The organism is Streptomyces sp. NRRL F-2580 (assembly GCF_000720115.1).
GTDB lineage: Bacteria > Actinomycetota > Actinomycetes > Streptomycetales > Streptomycetaceae > Streptomyces.
The window spans coordinates 61,062-74,825 of sequence record NZ_JOIR01000008.1; the positions used below are offsets into that span (position 1 = coordinate 61,062).

10 protein-coding genes are annotated in these 13,764 nt (G+C 72.4%); 6 read left to right on the plus strand and 4 right to left on the minus strand.

Going from position 1 to position 13,764, the window contains the following annotated elements; genetic code table 11:
• Positions 1–6 precede the first annotated feature (6 nt).
• From IF88_RS0110395 to IF88_RS0110405, 3 genes are all read left to right on the plus strand, one after another.
• Positions 7–2,463 (plus strand): DNA gyrase/topoisomerase IV subunit A, encoded by a 2,457-nt coding sequence (locus IF88_RS0110395; protein WP_030709574.1) that lies wholly within the window; start codon positions 7–9, stop codon positions 2,461–2,463.
• Between the two features lie 100 nt (positions 2,464–2,563).
• The gene (locus tag IF88_RS0110400; protein WP_234323477.1) at positions 2,564–4,639 is read left to right on the plus strand and encodes a restriction endonuclease; all 2,076 of its coding nucleotides are present in this window, start codon (positions 2,564–2,566) and stop codon (positions 4,637–4,639) included.
• 64 nt (positions 4,640–4,703) lie between these two features.
• Positions 4,704–5,468, plus strand: a complete 765-nt coding sequence (locus tag IF88_RS0110405; RefSeq protein WP_030709578.1) for an alpha/beta fold hydrolase — start codon at positions 4,704–4,706, stop codon at positions 5,466–5,468.
• Positions 5,469–5,513: 45 nt separating this feature from the next.
• On the opposite strand, the gene IF88_RS0110410 is transcribed toward IF88_RS0110405, so the two are convergent.
• Together IF88_RS0110410 and IF88_RS0110415 are read right to left on the minus strand one after the other, a co-directional pair.
• Complete coding sequence (locus IF88_RS0110410; protein WP_030709580.1) at positions 5,514–6,659, minus strand: CobW family GTP-binding protein; 1,146 nt, start codon at positions 6,657–6,659, stop codon at positions 5,514–5,516.
• Positions 6,660–6,723: 64 nt separating this feature from the next.
• Positions 6,724–7,884: a citrate synthase/methylcitrate synthase gene (locus tag IF88_RS0110415; protein WP_030709582.1), complete on the minus strand. Its 1,161-nt coding sequence runs from the start codon at positions 7,882–7,884 to the stop codon at positions 6,724–6,726.
• 80 nt (positions 7,885–7,964) lie between these two features.
• Here IF88_RS0110415 and IF88_RS0110420 point away from each other — a divergent pair, with 80 nt between their 5' ends.
• The 3 genes from IF88_RS0110420 (at position 7,965) to IF88_RS0110430 (ending at position 11,680) form a co-directional block, all read left to right on the plus strand.
• Positions 7,965–9,200 (plus strand): citrate synthase, encoded by a 1,236-nt coding sequence (locus IF88_RS0110420; protein ID WP_030709584.1) that lies wholly within the window; start codon positions 7,965–7,967, stop codon positions 9,198–9,200.
• A gap of 132 nt (positions 9,201–9,332) precedes the next feature.
• Positions 9,333–10,934: a sensor histidine kinase gene (locus IF88_RS0110425; RefSeq protein ID WP_234323478.1), complete on the plus strand. Its 1,602-nt coding sequence runs from the start codon at positions 9,333–9,335 to the stop codon at positions 10,932–10,934.
• Entirely contained in the window at positions 10,931–11,680 is a 750-nt protein-coding gene (locus IF88_RS0110430) for a response regulator (protein WP_078892816.1), read from the plus strand. Before IF88_RS0110425 ends, IF88_RS0110430 begins: the two co-directional genes overlap by 4 nt.
• Before the next feature lie 6 nt (positions 11,681–11,686).
• On the opposite strand, the gene IF88_RS0110435 is transcribed toward IF88_RS0110430, so the two are convergent.
• Both IF88_RS0110435 and IF88_RS0110440 read right to left on the minus strand, forming a co-directional pair.
• On the minus strand, positions 11,687–13,279 hold the full coding sequence (locus tag IF88_RS0110435) for a cation acetate symporter (protein ID WP_030709588.1): 1,593 nt from the start codon (positions 13,277–13,279) through the stop codon (positions 11,687–11,689).
• Complete coding sequence (locus IF88_RS0110440; protein WP_030709589.1) at positions 13,276–13,761, minus strand: DUF485 domain-containing protein; 486 nt, start codon at positions 13,759–13,761, stop codon at positions 13,276–13,278. The genes IF88_RS0110435 and IF88_RS0110440 overlap by 4 nt, the downstream gene beginning before the upstream one ends.
• Positions 13,762–13,764: the final 3 nt, after the last annotated feature.

The following is a 13,764-nucleotide window of genomic DNA, read 5'->3' on the forward strand; positions in this document are numbered from 1 at the left end:
GCAGCGATGGCCCGCCGCAGCACGAAGACCCCGCCGCCGGAGGATTTCGAGGAGAAGATCCTCGACATCGACGTCGTCGACGAAATGCAGGGCTCCTTCCTCGAGTACGCGTACTCGGTGATCTACTCCCGCGCCCTGCCCGACGCCCGGGACGGCATGAAGCCGGTGCACCGCCGCATCGTCTACCAGATGAACGAGATGGGGCTGCGGCCCGACCGCGGCTACGTGAAGTGCGCCCGTGTCGTGGGCGAGGTCATGGGCAAGCTCCACCCGCACGGTGACGCCTCGATCTACGACGCGCTCGTCCGCATGGCCCAGCCCTTCTCCATGCGGCTGCCGCTGGTCGACGGCCACGGCAACTTCGGCTCGCTCGGCAACGACGACCCGCCGGCCGCCATGCGGTACACCGAGTGCAAGATGGCCGACGCCACGTCGCTGATGACGGAGTCGATCGACGAGGACACCGTCGACTTCACCGCCAACTACGACGGGCAGGAGCGGGAGCCGGTCGCGCTTCCCGCCGCCTACCCGAACCTGCTGGTCAACGGCGCGTCCGGGATCGCGGTCGGCATGGCCACCAACATGCCGCCGCACAACCTCGGCGAGGTCATCGCGGCCGCCCGGCACCTGATCCGCCACCCGCAGGCGGACCTGGAGGCGCTGATGCGCTTCGTGCCGGGTCCCGACCTGCCCACCGGCGGCCGGATCGTCGGCCTGTCCGGGATCAAGGACGCCTACGAGAACGGCCGCGGCACCTTCAAGATCCGCGCGACGGTGGCCGTGGAGAACGTGACGGCGCGCCGCAAGGGCCTGGTCGTCACGGAACTGCCCTTCACGGTCGGCCCCGAGAAGGTCATCGCGAAGATCAAGGACCTGGTCGGCTCGAAGAAGCTCCAGGGCATCGCCGACGTCAAGGACCTCACCGACCGCGCGCACGGTCTGCGCCTGGTCATCGAGATCAAGAACGGCTTCCACCCGGAGGCCGTGCTGGAGCAGCTCTACAAGCTGACGCCGATGGAGGAGTCCTTCGGCATCAACAACGTGGCGCTGGTGGACGGCCAGCCGCTGACACTGGGCCTCAAGGAGCTGCTGGAGGTCTACCTCGACCACCGCTTCGAGGTCGTCCGGCGGCGCAGCGAGTTCCGCCGCACCAAGCGCCGGGACCGGCTGCACCTGGTCGAGGGCCTGCTGGTGGCGCTCATCGACATCGACGAGGTCATCCGGCTCATCCGGGACAGCGAGAACTCCGCGCAGGCCAAGGCCCGGCTGATCGAGCGGTTCTCGCTGAGCGAGATCCAGACGCAGTACATCCTGGACACCCCGCTGCGCCGGCTCACCAAGTTCGACCGGCTGGAGCTGGAGTCCGAGCGCGACCGGCTGACCGGCGAGATCGACGAGCTCACCGGGATCCTGGACTCCGACACGGAGCTGCGCAAGCTCGTGTCCACGGAGCTGGCGGCGGTCGCGAAGAAGTTCGGCACCGAGCGCCGTACGGTGCTGCTGGAGTCGGCGGGCACCGCCGTGGCGGCCGTTCCGCTGGAGGTCGCCGACGACCCGTGCCGCGTGCTGCTGTCCTCGACGGGCCTGCTGGCGCGCACGGCGAACGGCGAGCCCCTGCCCGAGGAGGAGGGCGGCGCCCGCGCCAAGCACGACCTGATCGTCTCGCAGGTCGCGGCCACCGCCCGGGCCGACGTCGGCGCGGTCACCTCGTACGGGCGCCTGCTGCGGCTGTCGGTGATCGACCTGCCGCAGCTGCCGGACACGCACGCGGCGCCGAACCTGGCGGGCGGCGCCCCCGTCTCGGAGTTCCTTTCCGGGCTGGAGGCGGACGAGAAGGTGATCTGCCTGACCTCGCTGGACGAGTCCTCGCAGGGCCTGGCGCTGGGCACCGAGCAGGGCGTGGTCAAGCGCGTCGTGCCGGACTACCCGGCCAACAAGGACGAGCTGGAGGTCATCACCCTCAAGGACGGTGACCAGATCATCGGCGCGGTGGAACTGCGTACGGGCGAGGAGGACCTGGTCTTCATCACCGACGACGCCCAGCTGCTGCGCTACCCGGCGGGCCAGGTGCGCCCGCAGGGCCGTCCGGCGGGCGGCATGGCGGGCATCAAGCTCGCCGAGAACGCCAAGGTGATCCACTTCTCGGCCGTCGACCCCGGCCGGGACGCCGTGGTCTTCACGGTGGCGGGCTCGCACGGCACGCTGGACGACTCGGTGACGTCCGGGAAGCTGACCCCCTTCGACCAGTACCCGCGCAAGGGCCGGGCCACCGGTGGTGTGCGCTGCCAGCGGTTCCTGAAGGGCGAGGACGTGCTCGTGCTGGCCTGGGCGGGCGGCTCCCCCGTCCGCGCGGCGACGGCGAACGGCACTCCGGCGGAGCTGCCGGCCGTGGACCCGCGCCGGGACGGCTCGGGCGCGGCGCTGCCCGCGTCGGTCGCGGCGCTGGCGGGTGCCGCGCTGTAGGAAGTACGCGGTATTCGGGTGGTACGTCCGGGGGACGTACCACCCGAATGGCGACTAGTGTTTTCCCGTTGGTGCTTGTGGTGGGGGCGGGGGAAAACTGATGAGCCGTCAGTCGAGCGGGATGATCGGAGACTGGGCTGAGGCTCAGCGCAGGCAGCAGCGGACGCAGGTGATCCAGCAGCGCGAGGCGGAGCGCCGCCGACGCGCATGGGACCGGGACGTGGCCCGGGGCGAGCGCGAGCAGCAGGCCGCGTACCGACAGCATCGCGAGGTCGAGGCGCGGCGTCGCACGGAGGGCATCGAGGCCGAGGTCTCGGCACTGCGGAACCTCTTGGTCACGGGCTGCCGGGCGACGGCCTTCCGGATGGCCTCGCTGGTGCAGGGCGAGGAGCTCGAACCGTTCCGTCCGGGGCCCTTGGCGCATCCGGTGGCGATACCCCTCATCGAGCAGTTCCAACAGCAGAGCAGCGGCATAGCGCTGGGTTCCTACCGGCGGGCCCAGGCGGAGCGCGAGGCGCACGCCCAGTACACCCGGGCCTTCCAGAAGGCACAAGCCGCAGAGACCCGGCGTCGGCAACAGCTCGCCGAAAACCGGCAGCAGTACGACCGGTGGGCGGCCGAAAAGCTCGCCGCGATCCGTGCGCACAACCGCGGACTGCGCGAACTGGCCGGAAGGCTGCGCGCGGGTGAGGCAGAGGCCGTCGTCGAGTACTTCTCCGCGGCCCTGTACGCCTCGACGGCCTGGCCCGAGGAACTGCCGAGGCAGGTGTCGGCCGCGTACGACCAGGCGGCACGCCAGTTGGTGCTCGACTGGGAGCTGCCCCGCTACGGAGTCGTTCCGGAGACCAAGTCGGTGCGGTACATGCCGAGTACGGACCAGGACAAGGAGACGGCCCGCCCGGCGGCGCAGCGACGGGCGCTTTACCGGGACCTGCTGGCCCAGTGCGTGCTGCTGGTGGTGCGGGACCTGTACGCCGCGGACGAGTTCGGCGCCCTGGACACGGTGGTGGTCAACGGCTTCGTGGACGACCACGATCCGGTGACGGGCCGAGAGGCACAGATCGTGCTCGCCACTGTCTCGGCGGAGCGGACCGCCTTCGCGGGACTGCGACTGGAACAAGTCAGCGCAGTGGACTGCCTGGTGGAGGGGCTGCGCGGGCAGCTGTCGGCGCGACCAGACCAGCGGACCGGGGTCCGTGCAGGCCGCAGACCTGGTGAGGTCGGCGGCGTCGTCAGCCACGGCGGGCAATCCGGCAACGGGGAGGACGAGCCGGACCTCTTCGAGATGGACCCGATCGCCTTCGAGAACCTGGTGGCGGAGCTCTTCCGGGCGATGGGCATGGAGGCGGTGACCACTCAGCGGTCGGGCGACGGCGGGGTGGACGTCGAGGCGCTGGACCCGGCCCCGATCCGGGGTGGACGGATCGTGGTGCAGGTCAAGCGCTACCGGAACACGGTGCCGCCGACGGCGGTGCGGGACCTGTACGGCACGGTCCAGGACGCGGGGGCGAACAAGGGGGTGCTCGTCACCACCTCGTCCTTCGGGCCGACGTCGTACACCTTTGCCAACGGCAAGCCGCTGGAGTTGGTTCCCGGGACCGAACTTGTGGAGCTGCTGCACCAGTACGGTCTGCGCGGCCGCCTCGGCGGTGGTCAGGCGTCGCAGCGCACGGCCGAGCCCGCCCCTTCGGCGGATCACAACGTGCTCGGCATGTCCTGGTCGGGCCGGATCGCGCTGGACGTGTGCGCGCTCGTCTGCACGGGCAACCGGGTACTGAGCGAGGACCACTTCGTGTTCTTCAACAACCCGCGGACCCCGGACGGTTCGGTACGGGCCCGCGCGCACGCGGAGCCCGACAAGGCGGCCCTGGAGGTCGCCTTCGACTCCCTGCCGCGCGAGGCCGACCGGCTGGTCCTGGTGGCCGCCGTCGACCCGGAGGTCGACCCGCACGCCGACCTGGCCGGCTTCACCGATGCCCGGATCCGGCTCCTCGAGCCGTCCGGCGCGGAGGCCGGCCGGCTGGAGGTCTCCGACGGACGGGCCGGCGAGACCGCGCTGGTGCTCGGCTCGTTCCGGCGCCGGGCCAACGGCGACTGGGACTTCGTGATCGGCGGCAAGGGCTACCGGGGCGGCCTGGAGGACCTGCTGCGCGAGTACGGCGTCGAGGTCGCCTAGGGGTGTCTTGTCGATGGGACCGCGAGCCCGGCACGATCGGCAAGACACCCCCTAAGGTCGACGCATGACTCTTGCCTACGACGCAGCCGGAGACGGCCCTGCGGTGGTGCTGCTGCACTCCGCCGTTTGTGACCGAAGGATGTGGGACCCGCAGTGGCCGGCCCTGGTCGATGCCGGATACCGGGTGGTGCGTTGCGACTTCCGGGGCTTCGGCCAGAGCCTCTTGCCGGACCGGCGTCACAACGACGCGGAGGACGTACTGGACCTGCTGGACTCCCTCGGCGTCGAGCAGGCGGCGCTCATCGCCTCCTCGTACGGCGGACGTGTTGCCTTGGAGATCGCCGCACGACGTCCGGACCGGGTGTCCGCCATGGCGCTGTTGTGCTCCGGGCTGCCCGGGCACGAACCGAGCGATGAGCTGCGCGCGTTCGGCGAGCGGGAGGACGCGCTGATCGAGGCGGGTGACATCGCGGGGGCCGTGGAGCTGAACGTGGACACCTTCCTGGGGCCGGACGCCGGGGAAGCGGTCCGGGACGAGGTGCGCACGATGCAGCGACGTGCCTTCGAGGTGCAACTGGCCGCTCCCGAGGGGGCCGGGCGGAAGAACGTGGACATCGACCTGTCGGCGGTCAAGGCCCCCGGTCTGGCGCTTTCGGGCGGCCTCGACCTTGCGGACTTCCGGCAGATCGCGGCCCGGCTGCCGGGCCTGCTCGGCGACACCCGGCACGTCGAACTGCCCTGGGCCGGCCATCTCCCCAGCCTGGAGCGGCCCGCCGCGGTGACGGACCTGCTGATCGGCTTCCTGGGCGAGACGGTTCCCGCGGGCTGAGCGGGACGGGCCCGGCGACCCGGTGCCCCCACTGTCCCGGTCAGGTCACCAGGTGGCCCGGGCCTCGGCGCCGCGTCCGGACTCCGGCTCTGCTTCGACGTCGGCTTCGGCCTCGGCCTCGGCGTCGGCCTCGGCTTCCGGACCGGCCGCGGGCCGGGGCTCGGCGACGTACCGCAGCACGCCCCACATGCTTTCGGGCGACGCGTCCTGAGGGGCCTCCTCCCGGCAGGCCTCCAACTCCCGTACCAGTGTCGGGCGGTCGGTGCCGGCGCCGATCAGGACCAGCTGCGTCAGCCTGGCTTCGCCCCGCCCCCAGGGCTGCGGGGCGAAGCGGAGGAACCGGCCGACCGCGTGGACCTCGTACTTCTCCTCGTGGCCGGGGATCCCGAACCACACGAAGCCCTTGATCCGGTAGAGCCCGGCCGGCCGCCGGTCGAGGAAGTCGATGAACCGGCGCGGGGAGAGCGCCTGGTCGGAGGTGAACTCCGTGCTCTCGTAGGCGGCGTGCGCGTGGGCGCAGTGGTCGTGGCCCTCGGCCTCCGCGAGGAGGTCCTCGAAGGAGAGCTGGCCCCGCGTCTCGGTCCAGGGGCGCCGGTCGAAGAGCAGTTCCGGGTCGATCCGCCCGTGGTCGGCGCCCACGACCGGGGTGCCTGGGGCGCAGAGCGCGTCGAGTTCCCTCTCGATCCGGGCCCGTTCGCCGACGTCGACGCGGTCGGTCTTGTTGAGCACCACCAGGTCCGCGACGGCGAGGTGGCGGTCGGTCTCCGGGTGCGTGTCCCGCGTCGCGTCGAATTCGGCCGCGTCCACGACCTGTACCAGCCCGCCGTAGCGGATGGCGGGGTTCTCGCTGGCCATGAGCATCCGGATCATCTCCTGGGGCTCGGCCAGCCCGCTCGCCTCGATGACGATGACGTCGATGCGGTGGACGGGGGCGGAGAGCTTCTCCAGGTACGCGTCCAGCTCGCTGCCGTCGACGGCGCAGCACAGGCAGCCGCCGCCGAGGGAGACCATCGAGTCCCCGACCTGTCCGGCCACCGACATCGCGTCGATCTCGATCGATCCGAAGTCGTTGACGACGACCCCGATCCGGGTGCCCCCGCGGCCGGCGAGGAGGTGGTTCAGCACGGTGGTCTTACCGGATCCGAGGAAACCGGCGAGGACGATGACGGGGATGGGCTGCCTGCTGTTCACCCTGTCGATCGTAGCCAGGCTCCGTCGGGCGATCGGTCGATCGGTCGATCGGTCGATCAGGCGATCAGGCGATCAGCGGCACCGGCTGGGGCGGGGTGGGGCCGCTGTACCGGGCGGCAGGGCGGATGATCTTCGAATCGGCGGCCTGTTCCAGGATGTTCGCACTCCAGCCGACCACGCGGGCCGCGCAGAAGGTAGGAGTGAACATCTCGCGCGGCAGCCCGCACAGCTCCATGACCACGCCCGCGTAGAACTCCACGTTGGTGTGCAGCTCCCGGCCCGGCTTGAGCTCGGCGAGGATCTCCTCGACCTGACGCTCGACCTCGACGGCGAAGTCCACGAGGGGCCCGCCGAACTGGAGGGCGATCTCGCGCAGCATGCGCGAGCGGGGGTCCTCGGTGCGGTAGACGGGGTGACCGAAGCCCATGATCCGGTCGCCCGCCAGGACCCGTTCGCGGATCCACGGCCCGATCCGGTCCACGGTGCCGATGGCGTCGAGGGTGTCGAGGGCGCGGCTGGGTGCGCCGCCGTGCAGCGGGCCGGAGAGCGCGCCGATCGCCCCGGTGAGGCAGGCGGCGACGTCGGCTCCGGTCGAGGCGATGACGCGGGCGGTGAAGGTCGAGGCGTTGAAGCCGTGGTCGACGGTGGATATCAGGTACCGCTCGACCGCGCGGGTCTCGACCGGGCCGGGCTCCCGTCCGGTCAGCATGTAGAGGTAGTTGGCGGCGTACGGGAGGTCCTCGCGCGGCTCGACGGGCTCCAGCCCCTGCCCGAGCCGGTGCAGGGCGGTCAGCAGGGTCGGCACGGCGGCGCAGGCGACCAGCGCGTCGGCGGCCCGGCGGGCGGGGTCGAGGTCGTACACCGGGCGGAAGCCGGCCGAGGCGCCGAGCAATGAGAGGGCGGTGCGCAGTCCGGCGAGCGGGCCGGAGAGCCGGGTGGCCCGGGCCAGACCGGGCAGGGCGTCCCGTACCTCCTCGGGCAGCCGGCGCAGTGCGGCGGTCTCGGCGGCGAAGGCGGCCCGCTCAGCGGCGTCGACGGGCAGGGTGCCGCGGAACATCAGGTGCCAGACGTCCTCGAAGCCGCGGTGGGCGGCGAGCTCGACGGCCGAGTACTGGCGGTAGTGGTAGAAGCCCTCGCGGCCCCGCACGTCGCCCAGCTCGGTTTCGGTGACCACGACCCCGGCGAGGCCGCGCGGTCCTTCGATGGTGCTGTCGGTGGTGTTCATGGATCGACCATCCATGATGGATTGAATCCTTGTCAATATTGATTGAATCAATGTACCCATCCATCTGTAGGGTGTCCGTCATGAGCGACGAGAGAGACGGCGGGCGCAGGCTCAGCACGCAGGAGGCGGCGCGGGTACTCGGCGTGAAACCGGCGACGGTGTACGCGTACGTCAGCCGGGGCCAGCTCAGCAGCCGCCGCGACCCGGCCGGGCGGGGCAGCAGCTTCGACGCGGCCGAGGTGGAGGCGCTGGCCCGGCGGAGCCGGCGCGAGGCGGCGGCTCCCGCCGGGGAGCTCTCCGTCCGTACGGCACTCACCCTCATCGAGCCGGACCGGTACTACTTCCGAGGCGTGGACGCCGTGGCGCTGGCCTCGGAGTACCGCTACGAGGAGGTCGCCGAGTGGCTCTGGACCGGGACCGTCGCGCGGGGGGCACGGTTCACGGCTCCCCCGGAGGCACTGGCGGCGGCCCGGCGTGCCGTGGCCGCGCTGCCGGCCCATGGCGGCCCCATCGACCGGTTGCGGGTGGCGGTGGCCGCCGCGGCGGTGGCGGACCCGCTGCGCTTCGACCTGTCCGAGGAGGCGGTACTCGGCTCCGCTCGCTGCCTGATTCCCACACTGGTCGGCGCGCTCCCCGCGGTGGGCGCGGCCCCGTGGGCCGGTGACGGCCGGATCGCCCGGCAGCTGTGGTCCCGGCTGACGGCCGAGGAGCCGGACCCGGACGCCCTGGCCGTGCTCGATCTGGCGCTCGCGCTGCTGGTCGACCACGACCTGGCCGCCTCGACCCTGGCCGTACGGGTGGCCGCCTCGGCGCGGGCCCATCCGTACGCGGCGGTGTCCGCCGGGCTCGGCGCGCTCGAAGGGCCCCTGCACGGCGCGGCCGGGCGGCTCGCCCACCGGATGCTGGTGGAGGTGCTGGAACAGGGCGGGGCGGCGCCGGTGGTGGCGGAGTACCTGAGGGCCGGGCGCCGGGTCCCCGGGCTCGGACACCGCCTGTACCGGGGCGAGGACCCCCGCGCGCGGGCGTTGTTCGCCCGGCTGGAGGGGCTGGAACAGGCCGCTCCCGCGCTGGGCGCGGCGCGCGAGGTGGCCGCGGTGATGGCCCGGCAGGGGGGGCTGCACGCCAATGTGGACCTGGCGCTGGCGGTGCTGACCGTGTCGTGCGGGATGCCCGCGGAGGCCGGGGAGACGGTCTTCGCCGTGGCCCGTACGGCGGGCTGGATGGCACACGCGCTGGAGGAGTACCAGGAGCGGCCGCTGCGGATGCGGCCGAGCGGGCAGTACCACGGGCCCCGCCCGCCCCAGCCGATGCCGTGAGGCCACCTCACCCGCAGTGAGCCGCGCACCACGGCCCGAACATGACAGAAGTGGCGAACCCGACAAGCTCGGCGCAGGCGTTCCGCTCCTGCCGGGCCGGACCTACCGTTGCTGCCCATGCGGTTCCCCCTCATGAGCGCTCGGCGCCTCGGGCTGCCCAGACGGGCCGTCTCCCAGATCCTGCTGACCCAGCTGGCCATCGCCGCCGGGGTCGCCGTCCTGGCGACCGGACTCTTCCTGGCGCCGCTGAGCGCTCAGCTCGACGACCAGGCCATGCGGCGCGCCCTGGCGATCGCGCAGAGCGCCGCGGCCGACCCCTCGCTGGCCGCCGACCTCCTGGACTCCGGAGCCTCGCCGGACAGCCCCGTGCAGGCCTCGGCCGAGCGGATCCGCCGGGCCACCGGGGCCGAGTACGTGGTCGTCCTCGACCTGGACGGCATCCGCCGCTCGCACCCGAGCGCCGACCGGATCGGGCTGCCCGTCTCCACCGACCCGAGCGACGCGCTGGCGGGCCGCGAGGTCATGGAGATCGACGACGGCACCCTGGGGCGTTCCGCGCGCGGCAAGGTCCCGCTGGTCGCCGCCGACGGCGAGATCGTCGGCGCCGTCTCGGTGGGCATCGCCTACGACAGCGTCCGGAACCGGCTGCTCGGCGCCATCCCGGGCCTGCTCGCCTACGCGGGCGGCGCACTGGCCGCGGGCGCCCTGGCCGCCTATCTGCTTTCCCGCCGGATCCAGCGCCAGACCCGGGACCTGGCCTTCTCCGACATCTCCGGCCTGCTCGCCGAGCGCGAGGCGATGCTGCACTCCATCCGTGAGGGCGTCATCGCCCTCGACCGCGAGGGCCGGGTCCGGCTCGTGAACGACGAGGCCGCCCGGCTGCTGGGCCTCGCCCCGGACTCCGCCGGCACCCTGGCGGGTCGTCCACTGGACGACGTACTCGGCGGCGGCCGCACCGCCGACGTGCTGTCGGGCCGCGTCACCGGCCGGGACCTGCTCACCGTCCAGGGCCCCCGAGTGCTGGTCGCCAACCGCATGCCCACCGAGGACGGCGGCGCCGTCGCCACCCTGCGCGACCGCACCGAGCTGGAACGCCTGGGCCGCGAACTCGACTCCACCCGGGGCCTCATCGACGCCTTGCGCGCCCAGGACCACGAGCACGCCAACCGCCTCCACACCCTCCTCGGTCTGCTGGAACTGGGCCTGCACGAGGAGGCGGTGGAGTTCGTCACCGAAGTCGCCGACGTGCACCGCACGACCGCCGAACAGGTCACCGAGAAGGTCCACGACCCGCTGCTGGCCGCCCTTCTCGTGGGCAAGGCGACCGTCGCGGCCGAACGCGGCGTCCCCCTGCGGCTGGCCGAGACCACCCTCCTCCCCGACCGCCTGGTGGACCCGGGCGGCCTCGTCACGATCGTGGGCAACCTCGTGGACAACGCCCTGGACGCCGCCGCCGGTTCGACGGCGCCCCTGGTCGAGGTGGAACTGCGCGCGGAGGGCCGTACCGCCGTGCTCCGGGTGCGCGACAGCGGCCCCGGAGTGCCCGCCGCGCGCCGCGAGGAGATCTTCACCGAAGGCTGGTCGACCAAGCAGCCCAGCGCCCACCGCGAGCGGGGGCTGGGCCTCGCCCTCGTACGCCGCCTCGCGGAGCGGCAGGGCGGCAGCGCCCGGGCCGGTGGAGCAGCGGACGGAGGGGCGGAATTCTCCGTCGTACTCCCGGAGGCCCTGCGATGAACGAGGCGGTGAACGAGGTAGTGAACGAGGTAGTGAACGAAGCGGTGAGCGGGTCCCCGATCCACGTATTGGTCGTCGACGACGACATGCGTGTTGCCCGGATCAACGCGGCGTACGTGGCGAAGGTTCCCGGTTTCCGGGTGACGGCGCAGGCGCATTCGGCGGCCGAGGCCCTGGAGTTCCTCACCTCGCGGGCGGTGGACCTGGTCCTCCTGGACCACTACCTCCCCGACGAGAACGGCCTGGACCTGGTCCGGCGCCTGCGCCAGCTCGGCCACCACACCGACGTGATCATGGTCACGGCCGCCCGTGACCTCGCCACCGTGCAGGCCGCGATGCGCCTCGGCGCCCTCCAGTACCTGGTCAAACCCTTCACCTTCGCTGGGCTGCGCACCCGGCTCGAGGCGTACGGGGCCCTGCACCGCACCCTGGAGACGGGCGGCGAGGCCGAACAGGCCGAGGTGGACCGGATCTTCGGCGCCCTCGCCGCCGCGGGGCCCGCGAACGAGCTCCCCAAGGGCCACTCCCCGACCACCGCGGAACTGGTCCGCCAGGTCCTGCGCTCCGCGGAGGGCCCGCTGTCCACCCAGCAGATCGCCGACCGTGCGGGCATCAGCCGCCAGACCGCCCAGCGCTACGTGAAGCTGCTCGAACGCACCGCCCGCGTGACCCTGGCCCTGCGCTACGGCGAGACCGGCCGCCCGGAGCACCGCTACACCTGGCTCCCGTCGGAGGGGCCGGCCTGACGGCCCTCAGACCGCTCCGGCGCCGGTCAGCGAGCGGACCTCCGTCTGCGCGTGCTTCGCCTCGTCCGGCTCCTCGCCCGAGGTGACCGTGCCCAGCCAGCCCGCCAGGAATCCGAGCGGGATCGAGACGATCCCCGGGTTCTGCAGCGGGAAGTACTGGAAGTCCACGCCCGGGAAGAGGGATTCCGGACTGCCCGACACCACCGGCGAGACCAGTACCAGCAGCACCGCCGGGACCAAGCCCCCGTACACCGACCAGACGGCTCCGCGCGTGGTGAAGCCGCGCCAGAAGAGCGAGTACAGGAGCACCGGCAGGTTCGCCGAGGCCGCCACCGCGAAGGCGAGCCCCACCAGGAACGCCACGTTGAGGTCCTGGGCGAGCAGTCCGAGGGCGATCGCCACCGCCCCGATGCCGACGGCCGCGACCCGGGCCACCGCGACCTCACTGCGCTGCCTGGCGTGGCGCCGCTTGAGGGAGGCGTACAGGTCGTGGGCGACGGAGGCCGAGGAGGCCAGGGTGATGCCGGCCACCACGGCCAGGATGGTGGCGAAGGCGATGGCCGCCACGAAGGCGAACAGCACCGCGCCACCGGTGGATCCGGCGCCCCCGCCGAGGAAGGCCGCGAGCAGCGGAACGGCCGTGTTCCCGGAGGCGTTGGAGGCCCGCACCTCGTCCGGGCCCACCAGCGCCGCCGCCCCGAAGCCGAGCACGATGGTCATCAGGTAGAAGCCGCCGATGAGCGCGATCGCCCACACCACCGAGCGGCGCGCCGCCCGCGCGGTGGGCACCGTGTAGAAGCGCGACAGGATGTGCGGCAGCCCGGCGGTCCCGAGGACCAGCGCGAGGCCCAGGCTCATGAAGTCGACGCGGGCGGTCCAGTCCCCGCCGTACTTGAGGCCGGGCCCGAGGAACCTGGACCCGTGCCCGCTGCGGTCGGCGGCGCTGGTGAGCAGCTGGTCGAAGTCCCCGTGGAAGCGCAGCAGGACGAGCACGGTCAGCGTGATCGCCCCGCCCATCAGCAGGACGGCCTTCACGATCTGGATCCAGGTGGTGGCCCGCATCCCGCCGAAGGACACGTAGACCACCATCAGCGCGCCCACCCCGATCACGGTCAGGGTCCGGGCCGCCGCGCTCGAACTGCCGAGCAGCAGGCCGACCAGGCTGCCCGCGCCGACCATCTGCGCGACCAGGTACAACACGGAGACGACGACGGAGGAGGTGCCGGCCGCGATCCGCACCGGGCGCTCGCTCATCCGGGCGGCGACCACGTCGGCGAGGGTGAAGCGCCCGCAGTTGCGGACCAGTTCGGCGACCAGGAACAGCACCACCAGCCAGGCGACGAGGAATCCCACCGAGTAGAGCATGCCGTCGTAGCCGTACAGGGCGATCAGGCCCGAGATGCCGAGGAAGGAGGCGGCGGACATGTAGTCGCCGGCGATGGCGAAACCGTTCTCCATCGGTGAGAACAACCGGCCGCCCGCGTAGAACTCCTCGGCCGATCCGTGCCTGTTCCGGCTGACCCAGGTGGTGATGCCCAGGGTCACCGCGATGAAGACGCTGAACAGGATCAGCGCGAGGGTCTGGTGTTCGGTGGTCACCGGCCGGCCCCCCTCGACCGGGTCCGCTCCTGGTCGCGTTCCTGCTCGAAGACGGTCCAGCGCAGGTCGAGCGCGGCCCGGTCCCTGCGCAGTCGCGCGTGCCGGGCGTAGGCCCAGGTCAGCAGGAAGGTGGTGAGGAACTGGCCGAGTCCCGCCAGCATGGCCACGTTGACCGCGCCCACCACGGGCCGGGCCATCACCCCGGGCGCGGCGGTGGCGGCGACCACGTAGGCGACGTACCAGAGGAAGAAGCCGGCGGTCGCGGGGACGACGAACCCGCGGTAGCGGCTGCGGACCTCCTGGAAGGCGGCGCTGCGCTGCACTTCGAGGTAGATGTCGGATGCGCCGTGCGCGGGGCTGCCGCCGGGGGCCGGGCGCGGCGGGGACGCTTCCTCGCCTTCGCCCCAGCCGACGGCCAGCGCGTCGTACCAGGGGTCGTCCAGCCGGATCGTTCCGGCATCACGACCTTCGTGCTTGTCCACCGA